The organism is Rubrivivax albus (assembly GCF_004016515.1).
Taxonomy (GTDB): Bacteria; Pseudomonadota; Gammaproteobacteria; order Burkholderiales; family Burkholderiaceae_C; genus Rubrivivax; species Rubrivivax albus.
In genome coordinates, this window is record NZ_SACT01000008.1 from 241,481 (window position 1) to 259,165 (window position 17,685).

Below are 17,685 nucleotides of genomic sequence, written 5' to 3' on the forward strand. Positions count from 1 at the left end.
GCAAGCCATCCGCCCACCGATCTGCACAGCGCCCCCCACCGCGAACGATGAGCACGTTGACCGCCCCCACCGCCGGCGACCCGGAACTGGCCGAATTCATCGACCGCATTGCCATCCCGCAGGCGTTCCTGCGCGACTTCTACGTCTTCGTCGCGCTGTTCACCGACCTGCTGGACCGCGCCGAGATCCCGTATTTCCTGCACTCCGGCACCGCGCTGGGCGCCGTGCGACATGCCGGCTTCATCCCCTGGGACGACGACTTCGACATCATGGTCGAGGGCTATTACGAGCAGGCCCTGGTCTCCCTGCTGCCCACGCTGAAGGCCCACGGCATCCTGCAGAACGACAAGCACCGGGGCAACGGCCACTACCAGTTCTACCTGCGGCACCCGAAGGTGCCCACGTCGGCCACCCGCTACTACTGCTTCGACATCTTCATCTCGCGCCGCGAACAGATGGACGGGCGCAGCGCACTGCACTACGCGCACCCCGACTTCCGCCGCTGGTTCGCAGACCGCCATTGCTTCGTCGACGACGTCTACCCCACGCATCGCGTGCCCTTCGGCCCGTTGCGGCTGCAGGCCATGCGCGACCCGACGGACTATTTCCGGCGCTCGCACTTCCGCACCGACGAGGCGACGCTGCGCATCCACATGGTGGACCAGGCCTGGCTCGATGAACGCATCCGCCACTTCCAGCAGCGCGGCCTGTACCCGATCCGGGACCGCGCGATCCTGGAGCATCGGCTGGCACTTGACATCGCCTACGACGGCCCGGACGCCTTCCGGCTCGCCGCACCGCTGGCCTGACCTGCCCATGACCACCGTCATCACCTACGGCACCTTCGACCTCTTCCACATCGGCCACCTGCGGCTGCTGCAGCGCCTGCGCGGCCTGGGTGACCGGCTGGTCGTGGGTGTGTCCACCGACGAGTTCAACGCGATCAAGGGCAAGAAGACGGTCGTGCCCTACGCGCACCGCGCCGACATCGTCGCCGCCATCCGCGAGGTCGACGCCGTCTTCCCGGAGCAGCGATGGGAGCAGAAGCGCGACGACATCGTTCGCGAACGCGCCGACATCTTTGCCATGGGCGACGACTGGGTCGGGCGCTTCGACGACCTGTCGGACCTGTGCAAGGTGGTCTATCTGCCGCGCACACGCGACGTGTCCACCACCGAGATCCGGCAAATGGTCAATGCGCTGCACCTGGACCGCGTGGCCGAACTGCAACGTGCAGTGCAGCACCTGCAGGACCTGGTGGCGCGCCTGTGACGGCCAGCGCGCCGCGCGTGCTCGTCTCCGGGAACTGCCTGACGGCGGGCCTGGCAGCCGCCCTGCTGCGCATGGGTGCAGCCAGCGAGACGCACGCTCTGCCGTTGACCGGCGAGACGCCCGACGCGCTGCGGGCCAAGCTCGACACGCTGGCGGCCAGCACCGACCTGTGGCTGCTCTCGCCCAACAACAAGGTCGGCCGCGCGGCGGCGCAGGCACACGGCAAGCGCGTGCAGTTGCTGCCGCTGATCCAGTTCGGTGCCTTCCAGCCCGACATCTGTTACGCCTGGCACCGCGGAACGCGCACGCTCACCTCACCGCACTACAACTCCGCCATCGTCGTCTGGGGCTGGCGCAACGGCCTGGACGCCGGCGCCACCGCGGCGCTGTTCCGCGCCGAGACCTTTGCCGCGCTGGGCTATTTCGACGCCTGGGCGCCTGGCCTCAAGGACCTTCAGCGCGCCTTCGCCGACGCCGGCCTGGCGCACCGGCTGGCCGACTGGTTCCTGGCAGTCAAGCGTGAAGGCTGCTTCATGCATTCCATCAACCACCCGCGCTTGGACGCCGTGGTGCACCTGGCGCGCGTGCTGGCCGAGGAGGCCGGGCTGCCGCTTCGGCGCGAGGTGCAGTCTGGCGAGATCCACGACGGGCTCAATGGCACGATCTGGCCGGTCTACCCTGAAATCGCCGAGCGCCTCGGCATCCATGGCGGCAGCTACGCCTGGAAGTACCTGACGCAGAACCGCTTCATCGACGGTGTCGAGGACTTCGTCGCCCAGGCCTTCGCCGGCTACTTGCGCCAGGGCCTCGGCCGTGAAGACCTGGAGATCACCTACCAGGATGCCTCGCCGATCGATCGAGCGCTGCGGCGCATCACCGCAATGGCCTGCCCATGAGCAACCCCTACGCGCAAGCCAAGGACCGTCAGTTCTGGTCACGCGCCATGAGCTGGCCCGCGGCCGGCCAGGTCGACCCGGTGTCGCATGCGATGCGCATCGGCCTCGACGAGCCGGTGGCCACGCTGGGAAGCTGCTTCGCGCAGCACATCGCGCGCCATCTGGCAAACAGCGGTGGGCACTACCTGGTCACGGAAGCGGCTCCGCCTTCGATGCCCGAGGCACAGGCGCGGGCGCGGCAGTACGGCGTCTTCAGCGCCCGCTTCGGCAACGTCTACACGGTACGCTAGGCAGTTCAGCTGTTCGACCGTGCCTTCGGCCGCTTCACGCCACAGGACGCGGCCTGGCAACGCACCGACGGCCGCTGGGTCGACCCTTTCCGTCCGCAGGTGGAGCCCGACGGTTTCGACACCCCGGCCGCCGTGACCGCGGCGCGCGACGAACACCTGGCCCACGTGCGCGCCATGTTCACGCAGGCCTGCTGGCTGGTGTTCACGCTCGGGCTCACCGAGGCCTGGCACAGCCTTGAGGACGGGGCCGTCTACCCCCTTGCACCAGGTGTTGCAGCGGGCGCCTTCGACCCACGGCGGCACGCCTTCATCAACTTCGGCGTCGACGAGGTTCGCGCCGACCTCGACGCCTTCATTTCCCGGCTGCGCAGCGTGAACCCGGCCTGCGGCGTGGTGCTCACCGTCTCGCCGGTGCCGCTGATCGCCACCTTCGAGGACCGCCAGGTCTGGACCGCCACCACCTACAGCAAGGCTGTGCTGCGCGTCGCCGCCGACGAGGCAGCGCAGCGCCACGAGCGGGTGCTGTACTTTCCCTCCTACGAGGTCATCACCTCGCCGGCAGCTCAGGGCCGCTACTGGGCCGACGACCTGCGACAGGTCACCGAGGCGGGCGTCGCGCACGTGATGCGGCTGTTCACGGCGCACGTGCTCGGGGGTGCCGGCGCGTCGACTTCGGCACTGCCCGCGATGGCCACGGCGCAGACCCGCGACGTGGTCTGCGACGAGGAGACGATCGCGCACTCGCTGCGCGCGCTCGACCCGCGCTAAGGCTCCATGGACCGCTACGAGAAGACCATCCTCTTTCACCTGCGTCACGGCCTGCAGGACTTCGCCGGCAAGGTGATCATCGACGTCGCGGGCCTGCCCACGCGGCTGAACACGCTGCTGCTGCAGGAAGGCGCCGCCGCGGTGCACGGCGTGAACCTGACGCCGCTGGAGGCCCAGTACAAGGGGCCGGTACCCCAGGGCTACCACCACCACGTGGCCGACGCACGCGCACTGCCCGACTCGCTGCCGCTGGCCGACGCCGTGATCGCCTGCAGCGCACTGGAGCACCTGCCCGACCTCACCGTCTGTCTGAAGGAGGCACTGCGCAAGCTCAGGCCCGGCGGGCTGATCGTGATGCATGGCGGTCCCTTGTGGCCCTGCCGGCTCGGCCATCACATCTGGCTGATCCTGGACGGCAAGCGCTACTGCTTCGGTGGCCCCGGCGATCCGTTGCCACCTTGGGGTCACCTGACCCACACCGAGGCGGAGATGCGCGATCACCTGACTGCGCAGGCTCTCCCTGGCACCCATGTCGACGCGATCCTGGATCAGGTCTACCACGGCCAGGGCAAGAACCGGCGGTCCTACACCCAGATCCGCCAGGACTTCGAGGCCGTGGGCCAGTTCTTCGTCGGCATGACCACCTATCGCTGGGGCACACCCGACCGCCGCCTGTTCGCCCGGGCGCGCGATCGCGGCCATGACTTCAGCGACGAGGACTTCATGACCTGGGAACTGGTGGCCATCCTCAAGCGGTTCTGAGCATCGCCCGGCCGGCGGGGCACCGGCAAGATCGATTGGTCCAAACCACTTTGTGACAAACTCGTGACCGACACAGGTGCCAGCCTGGTCGGGCCCAAAGCACCGGCGGTTCGTGGCATCTGGCTAAACCAGAGCCCCATGCCGCCAGCTTCTGAAGCCGATTCCACGCCCACCGTCCGCCCCCTTGCCGGCAAGGTCAACGCGCCGCAGCCCGGCTATGGCATCCACGGCAATCTGCACCCCGACCACACCGGCACGCTGCTGACGCTGCGGCTGAACGGCGAGCCCGTGGCCTCCACCGGCGCCGGGCGGCCCGGCTACTGGGACAACCGCCACGCCGGCAGCGGCTTCCTGTTCAAGGTGCAGGCGCTGTTCGATCACCTGGGCGACGGCGACATGCTCACCGTGACCGCCGGCGACACCCCTGTGCCCTGGGCCGACGGCAACCAGGTTCACGTGGTGGCCAACGGCCGCGCCAGCCGGGCCGGCGAACTGCTCGCCCGCATCGGCGAGGGCATGGCCTTCCAGAAGAACGGCCAACTCGGCCTGCGGCTGGACCGCAACGAGACCTTCTTCGCGCAGATCGACGCGCTGTTCGAGCGCATCCGGCGCGTGGTGCAGGGCGCCATCGGCGCCGAGGTCTTCGTGACCTATGGCGCGCTGCTGGGCTGCATCCGTGAAGGCGACTTCATCGCCAGCGACGACGACATCGACCTCGCCTACCTCTCGCGCCAGCGCACGCCCGAGGCGGTGCGCGCCGAGTTCGAGCGCGTGGCACGCGCGCTCATCGACGACGGCCTGCACGTGAAGGTGGGCCAGTACGCCAACCTCATAAAGATCTCGGCCGACAAGGGCAGCCTGCCCATCGACCTCTTCTACGCCTGGGTGGACGGCGAGGGCCAGTTGGACATCTCCTACGGCTTCCATGGCCCGGCGATGGCGGTGGGCGACGACGGACTGGCGCTGGTGCCTGGGCGCATCGGGCGCTACACGCTGCCGATCCCGGCGCGCCACGACGAGATGCTGCTGCAGCTCTACGGGCCGGCCTGGCGCGTGCCCGACCAGGGCTTCTCGCACTTCGACAAGACGCGCCGCCTGTCCACCGCGCACGCGCTGGACGAGGCCGCGGTGCTGCGCCTGTACTGGGAGAGCTTCTACGCCCACCAGGGGCAGATGCGGCCGTCGACCTTCGCCGAGTTCGTGCTGCCGCGCCTGCAGCCACCGCCGGCGGGGCTGGCGGGCCGCGTGCTGGGGCGCCGGCCGGCGCCGGTGCGCGTCATCGAGTTCGGCTGCGGCAACGGCCGCGACACGCTGCACTTCGCCCGCCACGGGCACCCGGTGCTGGGCGTGGACGCGGCCCACGCAGCGGTGGACGCCGCCAGCCGCCACGCCCACGCCGCCGGGCTGGACGCGGCGCGCTTCCAGGTGCTGGACCTGCGCGACGCCGCGGCACTGGACGCCCTGCTGGCCGCCGAGGCCGCGGCCGCCGGCGATGCCGAGGTGCTGGTCTACTGCCGCTTCTTCCTGCACGCGATCCCGGAGGACCTGCAGCAGGGCCTGCTGGACGCCCTGTGCCGGCAGCTCACGCGCGGCTTCCGCTTCGCCGCCGAGTTCCGCACCGACCGCGACCAGGCGCTGAAGAAGAGCTTCGGCACCACCCACTACCGCCGCTTCATCGACGCCGACGCGCTGGTGGCGGCGCTGGAAACCGGCCGCGGTGCCCGGCGCGAGCACTTCGAGACCGGGTTCGGCCTGTCGGTCTACGCCGGCGAGGACCCGCACCTGTGCCGGATGCTGCTGCGCTTTCCCGCGCGGCCGGCCGCGTCACGCGGCTGACACGGAACGGCGGCACGCTGCGCGGCATGCCGCCGCTGACCATCGACGCCCTGGCCGAGCAGTACACCGACGAGATCCAGCTCGCCCCGCCGCAGATCGAGATGATCGCCAACACGGTGCGCGGCCGCGCGCCGGGCTGCCGGCTGCTGGTGTTCGGCCTCGGCCGCGACGCCGGCATGTGGCAGCGGCTCAATGCCGACGGCTGCACGCTGTTCGTCGAGGACAACGAACACTGGGCCCGCCATGCGCTGCAGCGCCATCCCGACCTGCAGGTGCTGCGCGTGTCCTACGCGGGCCGAACGGTGGCCAGCAGCCTGCCGCTGGACGCTGCGGTCCGCGAAAGCCTGGCGGCCTTCCCGCTGCCGCCGGAGCTGGAGCGCACCGACTGGGACGTGATCGTCGTCGACGCACCCTTCGGCTTCGACGCCGGCTGCCCCGGGCGCAGCTTGCCGCTGCACTGGACACGCCAGCTGATGGGGCCGCACACCCATGTCTTCGTCGACGACTACGAGCGCCCCCTGGAGCGCACCTACACCGATGCGCTGATCGCGCCGCGCTGCGCGCACAGCCTGGTGGTACGGCGGCCGGGCCACGAGATGTTCTGGGGTCTGGGCCTGAACAGCGGCTTTGCCGGCTGGAGCGTGGTGGACGCCGGCGGACGTGCGCAGCGCCTGCGCTGGCTGCTCAACACCACCCGGCTGCGCCTGCTGTGGTTCCACGACTCGGTGGAGGTGATCCCGCAGCTGGCCGCCTGCGGCCTGCTGGACGGGCGCACGCACGTGCTGTTCAGCTTCAGCTGGCACCGCGACGAGGCCGCGCTGCGCCACCTGCGGCGGCTGCTCTCCGGCGACGGCGTGGTGCAGCGCGCCGCGCAGCTGCACTTCCTGCTCAACAGCGCCGAGGAACTGGCAGCCTTCCGCACCCTGGTGCCGGGCTTCGACGCCATGCACTTCAACAACGCCTCGCTGATCGACCCGCGGCGCTTCGTGCCGGCCACAGGTGCGCGGCGCTTCCAGGCCGTGCTCAACGCCAAGCCGCTGGCCTTCAAGCGCCACGAACTCAGCGTGCAGGTGCCCGAGCGCCTGTTCGTCAGCTACGACGTGCAGGAGCGCGACGAGGGGGCCACCCGTCGCGTGGACCTGGACGCCCTGGGGGCGCGCGAGATCCGCCGCAACCTGAGCGCCGAGGGCGTGGCCGCGGCGCTGGGCGAGGCCGACGTCGGCCTGATGCTGTCGGCCGCCGAGGGCGCCTGCTACGCGTCACTGGAATACCTGCTGTGCGGCCTGCCGGTGGTCAGCACGCGCTCGCTGGGCGGACGCGACGACTTCTACGACCCCGCACACAGCCGCGTCGTCGACGACGACCCGGCCGGCGTGCGCGACGCGGTGGCCGACCTGCGCGCGCGCCTGGCCCGAGGGGACATCACGCGCGAGGCGGTGCGCACCCGCGCGCTGGCGCGCCGGCGCGCCTTCCTGGATGCCCTGGCGGCTCGGCTGCAGAACGTGGTCGACGCCGCCGGGCTGCCGCTGCAAGCAGCGCGCTTGCTCGACGAGGCCATCGCCGAAGGCAGCAAACTGCAGCAGCACCGGAACTTCTGGGTGGCGCAGCTGCGCCCGCCCGGACACGTCACGCCGCCGCCAGCCACTGACGCATGACGGTGGCGCCATAGTCGGCGTTCATGTGCCAGGCGTCGGCGGGGTCGGCCAGGGCCGACGGTGTGAATCCGGTCTGCAGCCAGTCCGGGTCGGGCAGGCTCAGCCAGCGCACCGATGGCGACCGCCGTGCCACGCGCTCCCGCAGGCATTGGTGCTGGACCGACCACGCCCAGGCGACCGCCGCGCCGGCCTCGGCGCCATAGCGGTGACGCAGCCAGCCGCCGTCCAGGTCGACCGCACGCGCCGACGGCAGCGGCACCGGCTGCACCGTCAGGCGTTCGCCCAGCACGGCCGCCAGGTCGAGCAACGCCCTCACCCCGTGCTGCGGGTGCAGGGCACGCTCCAGGGCCAGCCGCCAGACCGCCTGCGACACCCAGGCTGGCCCATGGTCCGCTGCCGGATCGGCCCACGCTGCCAGTGACAGCGCGACGAACGGGTGACGCACGAAGGCCGCACGGGCGGCCGGCGGACCCGCAGCGCTGAACAGGACCTGTTGGTAACCCGACAGATCCAGTCCATCGAACGGATCCGCGGGCCGGTGCAGGCACATCGACGGCTTCGCGGCCGGGTCCGCTGGCCACACCCGGGCGCCCTCGACACGCAAGGCCGGCCCGTATCCGCCAGGGATGGCGAACCAGTCGATCTCCAGGCCATCCGGTGCGCCGGCTGCCTTCAGCGCAGCGACGTGCGAATTGCCGATGACCAGGCGTCTGATCACCGGGTCTTCGGCCTGAAGGCGTCCAGCAGAGCCTCGTCGCACTGCGCCTCCGCGTCCGCCGTGTCAGGGGCGGTGGCAGGCGCCAGGGTCGGAGCCGCGCGCGCTGGCGTCGGCGGCACATCACCCAGGCCCGCAAAGAAGTGGCGCATCACGTTCTCGACACCTTCGGCGGTCACGGTGCGCAGGTTGGTGTCGAAGAAGCGTGCCCGGGCGGGATGGCTGGCGATGACCTCGTAGGCCGGGAAGTAGTCGATGTCCGGGTGCGTGTCGGCCAACTCGGCGGCCACGGCACGCAGCGTGGCCTTGGCCGCCGTGCTGGCCACCAGCACGTGCTGCCCCGAACACGTGGCCGTTAGCGGGACCGGCGACACGCTCAGCAGCAGGCGCAACGCCGGGTTGTGGCGTTTGAGCAGTTCCAGCGTGGCGAGCAGGTCCCCGGCGATCTCGGCATGCCGCCACTGCCGCCAGACGTGCCGTTCCGGGTCGAAGCTGCCGGCCACCACGCCGGGCGCCAGCGGCAGCACCACGCCGTCGCGCTGGTCCTGCCACCCCTCGACGAGGCCCAGCGTGAAGACGAGCCAGTGCGCATCACGCAGGGCGCGGGCCAGGGCCTTCTGCGTCGCGTGGCGCAGCACCAGGGCTTCGCGCTCCGAGGCAAAGCCGGCCGGCTCGATGCCGGGCCTGAACGGGTCGTAGACCCGGTCGTCGCGCCACCACAGCGTCGGCGGCGATGCACGCTCGTCCAGCGCCCACTCGACCCACTGCCGCAGCTGCGCTGCGGTGTAGACATTGCCCACGCGGGCCGAGAACAGGCCATAGCCGTGGGCCTCGGCCTGGGCTTCGTCGAGGCCCCTGGGTGCCGGCTCGGCGTCCAGCCAGTGCCAGCCCTGGCCACGCAGTGCCCGGCCGATGCGCTGCGCGAAGCACGAACCCAGGGTGGCCACGGGATCGCTCGGCCGCAGCGGCCACCTGGCGCGCCAGAGCCCGCGCAAGCCGGGCAGACCGGGTTCGGCGACGGCCGTGCGCCAGAAGGCCTCGGCAGGCAGGCTGGAATAGGGATGGGGCATCCGTGCGTGGCGCCGCGAGATGCCGGGCGCACGGTGGATTCTAGGTGCGGGCCGCTAAAATCTCGGGTTTGACCGTCGTCTGGCACCCCATGAAAAGAGCCCTCATCACCGGCATCACTGGCCAAGATGGCAGTTACCTCGCCGAGTTCCTGCTCGACAAGGGCTACGAGGTGCATGGCATCAAGCGCCGTGCGTCGCTGTTCAACACCCAGCGGGTGGACCACATCTACGAAGATCCGCACGTCGAGCACCAGCGCTTCGTGCTGCACTACGGCGACCTCACCGACAGCTCCAACCTCACGCGCATCCTGCAGCAGGTGCAGCCCGACGAGGTCTACAACCTCGGTGCACAGAGCCACGTGGCCGTGAGCTTCGAAGCGCCCGAGTACACGGCGGATGTGGATGCGATCGGCACGCTGCGGCTGCTGGAGGCCATCCGTTTCCTGGGCCTGACCGGGAAGACCCGGTTCTACCAGGCCAGCACCAGCGAGCTCTATGGCCTGGTGCAGGAGATCCCGCAGAAGGAGACTACGCCGTTCTACCCGCGCAGCCCCTACGCCGTGGCCAAGATGTACGCCTACTGGATCACCGTGAACTACCGGGAGGCCTATGGCATGTACGCGTGCAACGGCATCCTGTTCAACCACGAGAGCCCGCGCCGTGGTGAGACCTTCGTGACCCGCAAGGCCACGCGCGGCCTGGCCAACATCGCACAGGGCCTGGAGAAATGCCTGTTCATGGGCAACCTCGATGCGCTGCGCGACTGGGGCCATGCCAAGGACTACGTGCGCATGCAGTGGATGATGCTGCAGCAGGACCAGCCCGAGGACTTCGTCATCGCCACCGGCGTGCAGTACTCGGTGCGGCAGTTCATCCAGTGGTCAGCAGCGGAACTGGGCATCAAGCTGCGCTTCGAGGGCCGGGGCGTGGACGAGAAGGGCATCGTCGAGTCCGTCCGTGGCGACAAGGCTCCGGCGGTCCGGGTCGGTGACTGCATCGTCGCGGTCGACCCGCGCTACTTCCGCCCGGCCGAGGTGGAGACGCTTCTGGGCGACCCCACCAAGGCCAAGCAGAAGCTCGGCTGGACACCGGAGATCACCGTTCAGCAGATGTGTGCCGAAATGGTGGCCGAGGATCTCAAGGCAGCACAGCGCACGGCACTGCTTCGTGCCCACGGGCACGCCATGCCGGTCTCGCGCGAGCCGGGCGGGAACTGAACCCCGATGCAACTCAAGAACTTCATCCATGTGCGCAGCCGGGGCTTCGTCTTCGGCTACGTGCCCAAGGTCGCCTGCACGAACTGGAAGTCCATCTTCCGCCTGCTGGAAGGACAGCCCGACCCGCTGAACCCGCGTCTGGCCCACGACCGCCAGGCTGGCGGCCTGACCTACCTCGACACCCTGGCGCCGGCCCAGGCGCAGGCGCTCCTGGACGATGCCGACGTGCCGAAGTACGGCTTCGTCCGCAACCCCTACAGCCGTGCCCTGTCGGGGTACCTGAACAAGGTCGAGCGCTTCAACCACCCCGAGGGGCAGGCCAGCGAGGTGCACTTCCGCCAGGTCCACGCCGGCATCCGCCAGTGGCACGCCAGACGCGGCCGCGAGATCGACGCCGTCGGCTTCGGTGAATTCCTGGCCTTCGTGGAGGGTGCGCCGCAGCACCCCTGGGCGCAGGACGAGCACTGGCTGCCGCAGCACCAGCTGATCGCGCCCGACCGAGTGCACTTCGACTTCATCGGTCGCTTCGAGCGCCTGCAGGCCGACGCCGCCGAACTGCTGCAGCGCATGCGTTGCGACGCCCCGTTCCCCACCCGTGAGGCGATCCGCTTTCCGGGCAGCGGCACGGACGAGAAGGTGGCACAGCACTACACGCCGGAATGTGCCGCGGCGGTGCGCCGCATCTATGCACGTGACTTCGAGCTGCTGGGGTACGACCCCGAGGATGCCCCCGCATGAAGCCCGAACGCATCTTCGTCGCCGGCCACCGCGGCATGGTGGGCTCGGCCATCGTGCGCCGCCTGCAGGCCGAAGGCGGCTGCGAGATCCTGACACGTGCGCACCACGAGCTGGACCTGACGGATCAGGCCGCGGTGCACCGGTTCTTCCAGGTCGAAAGACCGGACCGGGTGATCCTGGCCGCCGCCCGCGTCGGCGGCATCCACGCGAACAACACCTACCCGGCCGAGTTCATCTATCAGAACCTGATGATCGAGGCCAACGTGGTGCACGCGGCACACACCACGGACGTGCAGCATCTGCTGTTCCTGGGTTCCAGTTGCATCTATCCCCGGCTCGCACCGCAGCCGATGCGCGAGGACGCGCTGCTCACCGGCACGCTCGAGGCCACCAACGAACCCTACGCCATCGCCAAGATCGCCGGCATCAAGCTCTGCGAGAGCTACAACCGCCAGTACGGACGCGACTACCGCAGCGTCATGCCGACCAACCTTTACGGGCCCGGCGACAACTACCACCCGGAGAACTCGCACGTCATCCCGGCCCTGCTGCGGCGGTTCCATGAGGCGGTACAGGCCGACGCACCCGAGGTGGTGATCTGGGGCAGCGGGACACCGATGCGCGAGTTCCTGCACGTGGACGACATGGCCGAGGCCAGCGTGTTCGTGATGCGACTGGACGACGCGACCTACCAGGCGCACACGCAACCCATGCTCAGCCACATCAACGTGGGCACCGGTGTCGACTGCACGATCCGCGAGCTGGCCGAAACCATCGCCCGCGTCAGCGGCTTCAAGGGGCGCCTGACCTGGGACACGAGCAAGCCCGATGGCACGCCGCGCAAGCTGATGGACGTCTCGCGTCTGGCGTCGCTGGGCTGGCGCGCCCGCATCGGCCTGGACGAAGGCCTGCACGACGCCTACGCCGCCTTCCGCCGCTCGTTGGCGGCCTGATCGATGCTTGTGCTTTCCGCGGGCATGCCGCGCTCCGGCAGCACCTGGCTCTACAACGCCCTGCGGCTGATGCTGGCGCGGCGGTTCCCGGGCCCGGGCGAACTGGCCTGCGGCTGGGTGGGCGACATCGGCCGGCTGCCGGCCACTGCCGCCTGCCGGCTGGTGAAGATCCACGAGTGGGACGACGCCCTGGTGACGCAGGCCGAGTTCGTCACCTGGTCCTACCGTGATCTGCGCGATGCCATGGCCAGCCAGCACCGGAAGTTCGGCGGTGCGCTGAGCCTGCAGTTCGCCGACTACCTGGTCCGCCAGGATGCCCGCTGGATGACCCGCGCCGACCACGTCATGCGCTACGAGGCCATGCTGGCCGACCCGCGGCGGGAACTCGTCCGTCTCGCGAATGCGTTGAAGCTGCCCGACATCGACCCGGCGGCCGTTCAGCGCGAACTCGAGGGTCTGTCCTTCGAAAGCGAAGGCCCGCGCAACGAGGCCTATCACGAGCTGACCCTGCTGCACCGGGGCCACGTGACCGACGGCCGGGCCGGGTCGTGGCGCAACGGGATGCCGGAAGACCTGGCCAGGCAGATCGTCTCTGCCCATGCCGGCTGGTTCAGCGCGCGCGGGTACGACACCGGAAACCTGGATGACGCCTGACACGGCCACGATGCCTGCCCTCAGCGTGGTCATGCCGACCCGCAACCAGGCAGCCTTCATCGACAGCGCGGTATCCAGCGTCATGTCACAGGCGGACGTGGCGCTGGAGCTGGTGGTTGCAGACGGCGCCAGCACCGACGGCACGCAGGCGCTTCTGGCCGCCCTGGCGACCCGATACCCTGGACGGCTGCACTGGGTCTCGGAGCCCGATGGCGGACCTGCCGATGCCGTCAACCGGGCGATGGCGCGCTGCCGTGCCCCCGTGATCGGCTGGCTGAACTCGGACGACCTCTACACGCCGGGTGCAGCCGCGCGTGCCCTGGCCGCACTGTCGGCGCACCCGGACTGGGTGGCGGTGTATGGCGAGGGCGAGCATGTGGATCTGCAGGGGCGTTCGCTGGGGACCTACCCCACGCGCCCGCCCGACACGCCGCTGACGGCCTGGGCCGACGGCTGCCCGATCTGCCAGCCCACGATGTTCCTGCGTCGCGAAGCGATCGCGGCGCTCGGGCCGCTGGACACGGGTCTGCGCACCGCCTTCGACTACGAATACTGGTTGCGGCTCTGGAAGGCGTTCCCGGGGCGCATCGGCCAGGTCCCTGAAGTGCAGGCGCTCTCGCGGCTGCACGACGATGGGATCACGCTGCGCATGCGGCGCCAGGTGGCGCTGGAGGGGGTACAGGTGGTCGCCAGACACGTGTGCCCGGCACCGGCGCACTGGCTGGTCACCCACGTCTGCGAGGCGCTGGCGCGGCACCCCTTCCCTGCCGACCTCGGCGAGCCCACGGCGTCCATGCAGGCCCTGTTCGACGAGGCCGCGCCGTGGCTGGCCCCAGGGGCGCCGCGCACGCCCTCGCAGCTGCGTGCTGCGCACCGCGGCCTGCAGATGGCCGGGGCCGACCATGCCATCGACGTGTTTCCTGACGGCTGGTGCGCACCGCGAACGGCGCTGCGCCTTCGTCAGCCTGCCGCCCCGTGGCGCTGGCTGCGTCTGTGGGCTCGCCATGCGGCACCGCACCGCGGGCCCCTGCGGCTGCGCGTCGACGGTCTGGACGACAGCGCCGGGTCCGGCGGCACGTGGACCGGCGGCACCTCGACACCCGGCACCTTCAGCGTGCTGCTGCCGTTGCCGCAGCTGCCGGGCGCGGAGCTCACCCTGCGCATCACGGCCGAGCCGGGTTTCGTGCCGGCCCACAGCGGCATGAATCCACAGGACACGCGGCTGGTGGCCTGGCGCGTGGATGCGGTGGAACTGCTGGCCCCGTGACCGACCGCGCGCGTCCCCGAACGGTGCACCGTGCCGCGCGCGAGGCATCGTCGACCCGACCCCACGGCGCCGCGTCCCGGCACCGCCGCACCGCAGGCGCGGAGCCCGCAGCGGCGACAATGAAGCCCGCCTGCCCGTGAACCCGTGTCACGCCCCCGGACGCCAACGCGCTTGACCCCGACCCATACCGCTTCCCACGCGCCTGCCGAGGCCATGCTGTCGCCCGGCCAGGCGATCGCCGCCGCGCATGGTGCAGCGCACGAGGTGCTGCTGGAGACCGACGACGTCATCATCGAACTGACCACGCTGCCCGTGCGCCCTGCCGCCGTGGTGGTCACCTTCGACCCGATCCTGCTGACGCAGCGTTCCAAGCCGTTTGCCGTGGACTTCCTGCTGAAGTGCCACGCCGACGTGGTGTCCGTGCGCAAGAAGGCGGAGAACTTCTACCAGCCGTTGTCCTGCGCCACCTTCGACGCCGTCGTGGGGCCGGTGTTGGCCCGCTACCAGCGCCGCCTGGCGTATGGCTCGAGCCTGGGCGCCTACGCGGTGCTGTACTTCTGCCGCGACGGCTACGACCATGTGATCAGCAGCTCGCCCCGGGTCTCCGCGCACCCGCGCTTCGGCACCACGCATTGGCAGCGCCTGGTGAAGTTCCGGCACGAGGCCTTCGACCCTGCACGGCCGGCCACCAGCCCGGCCACGGTGTTCTACGACCCGCTGGACACGCAGGATCAGCACTTCGTGCAGCATGAGATCCGACGCGGCTGGCCGTCGGCAACCTACGTGACGTTGCGCCACGCGGGTCACCCTGCCAACCAGTTCCTCTCGGAGATCGGGTTCATCACGCCTTTCGTGCGTGCGCTCGTGCGCGATGAGCCGCCTCCGGTGCTCGACCTGAGGCGCAAGGCGCAGTCGGGCATGTACCTCCTGACCCTGGCCAATGCCTGCCTGGCACGCGGCAAGCCGAACTGGGCCGAAGCGCTGGCGGGTCGTGCGCTGGAACGCGCGCCCTACCTCGACCTGGCGCGGCGCACGCTCGCGGAGGTGGAGATCGTGCAAGGCCGATTCAAGAGCGCCGAGCAGCGCCTGATCGACTACATGCGGCGACAGCCGGGCGACGGCGCGGGCCCGCACCTGATGAAGCGCCTGAACGCACAGCGCAAGCAGGCCGCCCGCGCACGCGAACAGGCGCAGCACACGCTGGCCAAGGCAGCCGAACAGGCCGCCGCGCAGGCGGACACACCTGTCGCCCTGTCGGCATCACGCCCGCGGCTGTGGGTCCAGGGTCTGTCGCACTGGCTGCGGAACTCCGACCATGCCCTGGCCGTTCGCGGCCTGAGGCTGGCCCGCCAATGGCGTCGCCTGCGGGCCGCCAAGTCCAGCCTCAGCCGGGACGACGTCGTCTGGGCCTATCAGCAGTTCCTGGGCAGGGAACCCGAGTCCGAAGAGGCGATCGCCGGCCATCTGCACCTGCCGTCGCAGCGGGCGCTGGTGCAGGTGTTCCTGGAGTCGCCCGAGTACCTGCAACGACAGCAGCGACAGGGTGCCACAGGCGCAGGTCGCGCCTTGCAGGTCGGTGCCCATGGGGCGGACGGGCCGTCGGTGGCGGTGATCGGCAACTGCCAGGCACCCGGGCTGGCCGCCGTGATGGCCGCCAGCTGCGCCGTGCGGCAGGTGATGCCGCTGACCGGCCTGAACCGCGAGCCCGATGCCTTCCGGAAGCAGCTGAAGAGCTTGGCCGCCAAGGCCGACATCTGGTTCATCAACCCGGGCAACACGCTGGCTCGCGAGGCGTTTGCCGAGACGGCACGGCCCGGCGCCAGACTGGTCACGGTGCCGGCGCTGATGTTCAACGCGTTCCACCCCGATGTCTGCTACGCCCAGCACCGTGGGACGCAGCAGCTCACGCAACAGCATTACAACTCCGCGATCGCCGCGTGGGCCTACTCGCGCGGGCTGAGTGTCGAACGCGCGGCGGCACTGTTCTGCCCCGAGGCCTACGAGGGCCTGGGCTACATGGACGCGTGGCCACGCGCCATGGACCACCTGCGTCGAAGTTTCGAGGCCAGCGACCTGAAGGCCGACTACGCGAGCTTCGCCCTGCACATTCAGCGGCAGGGCTGTTTCATGCACACGCCGAACCACCCTGGCCTGGCGGCCATGACGGCGCTGGCTCGGCTCGCGGCCAGGCGGGCCGGCATCACCTTGCTCGACGCGCCGGTGCCCGGCGAACTCGCCGACGGCCTGTCCAGCACCATCTGGCCGGTCTACCCGGAGATCGCCCAGGCGCTGGCGCTCGACGGCGGCAGTTACACCTGGAAGTTCGTGACCCGCAACCTGTACGTGCAAGGCGTGCGTGCCTTCGTGCAGCAGGCGTTCCGCAGCTACGAGCGGCAGGGCATCGCACCGGCCGATCTGGAGCTGCGTTCGCTGAACATGGCGCAGCTGGCCGACGTGCTGGGGCCGCTGGCCGGCCGCACCAACCGCCCTGCATCCGCCCCATGAGCCATCCCTACGCCGACGGCGAGAGCCATCAGTTCTGGAACCGGGCCATGAGTGCCGTGGCGCCTGGTCACGTGGATCCGGTGACCGCCCGCCTTCACATCGGTCCGCAGGAGCGCGTGGCGACGCTGGGAAGCTGCTTTGCCCAGCACATCGCGCGCCACCTGCAGCGCAGCGGCTGCACCTATCACGTGACCGAGCCGGCGCCACCCGGCCTGGCGCCCGAGGCCGCACAGGCGCGGCAGTACGGCCTCTTCTCGGCCCGCTATGGCAACGTCTACACGGTGCGCCAGGCGCTGCAGCTGTTCGATCGCGCGTTCGGGCGATTCCAGCCGCGGGCCCAGGCCTGGGCCCGCGGGTCGCGCTTCGTCGACCCGTTCCGCCCGCAGGTCGAACCCGAGGGCTTTGCCAGCGAGGCCGAGGTGCAGCAGGCGCGTGAGGCCCACCTGGCCTGCGTGCGCACGCTGTTCGAGACCAGCGAATGGCTGGTCTTCACGCTGGGTCTCACCGAAGCATGGCGCGACCGCGAAGACGGCGCCGTGTTTCCGCTGGCGCCGGGCGTGGCCGGTGGGCGCTACGACCCTGCGCAGACCGAATTCGTCAACTTCGATGTCGATGCCGTGCGCAGCGACCTCGCCACCCTGGTCGAGCGGGTCCAAGACGTGAACCCCGGCTGCCGCTGGGTGCTCACGGTGTCACCGGTGCCACTGGCGGCCACGTTCGAGCCGCGCCACGTCTGGGTGTCCACCGCAGCCAGCAAGGCCGTGCTGCGGGTGGCCGCAGACGAAGCCGAACGTCGTTTCGGGCACGTGCACTACTTTCCGTCCTACGAGGTGATCACCTCGCCGGCCGCGGGCAACCGCTACTACGCCGACGACCTGCGCCAGGTCACCGACATCGGCGTGCAGCACGTGATGCGTCTGTTCAGCCGGCATTGCCTGCAGCCGGCCGGTGACGACACCGCGCCCGGCATGGCCCCGGCTGCGCTGCACCTGCCGGATGCCCCCGACGTCGTGTGCGACGAGGAGGCCATCACCGCGGCCATGAACGCGTTGGGGCCCCGAGGCGCCCGATGACAGCGCAGGTGACC

17 protein-coding genes are annotated in these 17,685 nt (G+C 70.2%); 15 read left to right on the forward strand and 2 right to left on the reverse strand.

Features of this window, described 5'->3' with window-relative positions:
- Positions 1-47: 47 nt before the first annotated feature.
- From ENE75_RS20565 to ENE75_RS20600, 8 genes are all read left to right on the forward strand, one after another.
- Positions 48-809 carry a LicD family protein gene (locus tag ENE75_RS20565; protein ID WP_128200216.1) on the forward strand — a complete coding sequence of 254 codons (762 nt, stop codon included), beginning with the start codon at positions 48-50 and terminating at the stop codon, positions 807-809.
- A 7-nt stretch (positions 810-816) separates the two neighbouring features.
- Positions 817-1,272 carry an adenylyltransferase/cytidyltransferase family protein gene (locus ENE75_RS20570; RefSeq protein ID WP_128200217.1) on the forward strand — a complete coding sequence of 152 codons (456 nt, stop codon included), beginning with the start codon at positions 817-819 and terminating at the stop codon, positions 1,270-1,272.
- Complete coding sequence (locus tag ENE75_RS20575; RefSeq protein ID WP_128200218.1) at positions 1,269-2,168, forward strand: WcbI family polysaccharide biosynthesis putative acetyltransferase; 900 nt, start codon at positions 1,269-1,271, stop codon at positions 2,166-2,168. The genes ENE75_RS20570 and ENE75_RS20575 overlap by 4 nt, the downstream gene beginning before the upstream one ends.
- The gene (locus tag ENE75_RS20580; RefSeq protein ID WP_128200219.1) at positions 2,165-2,458 is read left to right on the forward strand and encodes a GSCFA domain-containing protein; all 294 of its coding nucleotides are present in this window, start codon (positions 2,165-2,167) and stop codon (positions 2,456-2,458) included. Before ENE75_RS20575 ends, ENE75_RS20580 begins: the two co-directional genes overlap by 4 nt.
- A 9-nt stretch (positions 2,459-2,467) precedes the next feature.
- The gene (locus tag ENE75_RS20585; RefSeq protein ID WP_128200220.1) at positions 2,468-3,226 is read left to right on the forward strand and encodes a GSCFA domain-containing protein; all 759 of its coding nucleotides are present in this window, start codon (positions 2,468-2,470) and stop codon (positions 3,224-3,226) included.
- 6 nt (positions 3,227-3,232) lie between these two features.
- The gene (locus ENE75_RS20590; protein ID WP_128200221.1) at positions 3,233-3,988 is read left to right on the forward strand and encodes a class I SAM-dependent methyltransferase; all 756 of its coding nucleotides are present in this window, start codon (positions 3,233-3,235) and stop codon (positions 3,986-3,988) included.
- Positions 3,989-4,126: 138 nt separating this feature from the next.
- Positions 4,127-5,824 carry a methyltransferase domain-containing protein gene (locus ENE75_RS20595; RefSeq protein ID WP_128200222.1) on the forward strand — a complete coding sequence of 566 codons (1,698 nt, stop codon included), beginning with the start codon at positions 4,127-4,129 and terminating at the stop codon, positions 5,822-5,824.
- Positions 5,773-7,479, forward strand: a complete 1,707-nt coding sequence (locus tag ENE75_RS20600) for a hypothetical protein (RefSeq protein WP_158289031.1) — start codon at positions 5,773-5,775, stop codon at positions 7,477-7,479. Before ENE75_RS20595 ends, ENE75_RS20600 begins: the two co-directional genes overlap by 52 nt.
- Here ENE75_RS20600 and ENE75_RS20605 read toward each other — a convergent pair.
- The gene (locus ENE75_RS20605; RefSeq protein ID WP_128200224.1) at positions 7,451-8,197 is read right to left on the reverse strand and encodes a hypothetical protein; all 747 of its coding nucleotides are present in this window, start codon (positions 8,195-8,197) and stop codon (positions 7,451-7,453) included. The two genes, ENE75_RS20600 and ENE75_RS20605, sit on opposite strands and share 29 nt — an antisense overlap.
- Positions 8,194-9,264, reverse strand: coding sequence for a GSCFA domain-containing protein (locus ENE75_RS20610; protein WP_128200225.1), 1,071 nt, complete (start codon positions 9,262-9,264; stop codon positions 8,194-8,196). Before ENE75_RS20610 ends, ENE75_RS20605 begins: the two co-directional genes overlap by 4 nt.
- An 89-nt stretch (positions 9,265-9,353) precedes the next feature.
- Between ENE75_RS20610 and gmd the strand changes: the two genes are divergently transcribed.
- The 7 genes from gmd (at position 9,354) to ENE75_RS20645 (ending at position 17,671) form a co-directional block, all read left to right on the forward strand.
- Positions 9,354-10,481: a GDP-mannose 4,6-dehydratase gene (gene gmd, locus ENE75_RS20615; RefSeq protein ID WP_128200226.1), complete on the forward strand. Its 1,128-nt coding sequence runs from the start codon at positions 9,354-9,356 to the stop codon at positions 10,479-10,481.
- A gap of 6 nt (positions 10,482-10,487) precedes the next feature.
- On the forward strand, positions 10,488-11,219 hold the full coding sequence (locus ENE75_RS20620; protein ID WP_128200227.1) for a sulfotransferase family protein: 732 nt from the start codon (positions 10,488-10,490) through the stop codon (positions 11,217-11,219).
- Positions 11,216-12,172 (forward strand): GDP-L-fucose synthase, encoded by a 957-nt coding sequence (gene fcl, locus ENE75_RS20625; protein ID WP_128200228.1) that lies wholly within the window; start codon positions 11,216-11,218, stop codon positions 12,170-12,172. The genes ENE75_RS20620 and fcl overlap by 4 nt, the downstream gene beginning before the upstream one ends.
- Before the next feature lie 3 nt (positions 12,173-12,175).
- A complete protein-coding gene (locus ENE75_RS20630; RefSeq protein ID WP_128200229.1) occupies positions 12,176-12,826 on the forward strand; it encodes a sulfotransferase family protein in 651 nt (216 codons plus the stop codon).
- 10 nt (positions 12,827-12,836) lie between these two features.
- Positions 12,837-14,093 (forward strand): glycosyltransferase family 2 protein, encoded by a 1,257-nt coding sequence (locus ENE75_RS20635; RefSeq protein ID WP_158289032.1) that lies wholly within the window; start codon positions 12,837-12,839, stop codon positions 14,091-14,093.
- 171 nt (positions 14,094-14,264) lie between these two features.
- Entirely contained in the window at positions 14,265-16,598 is a 2,334-nt protein-coding gene (locus tag ENE75_RS20640; protein ID WP_128200231.1) for a WcbI family polysaccharide biosynthesis putative acetyltransferase, read from the forward strand.
- Entirely contained in the window at positions 16,595-17,671 is a 1,077-nt protein-coding gene (locus ENE75_RS20645; protein WP_128200232.1) for a GSCFA domain-containing protein, read from the forward strand. Before ENE75_RS20640 ends, ENE75_RS20645 begins: the two co-directional genes overlap by 4 nt.
- Positions 17,672-17,685 lie beyond the last annotated feature (14 nt).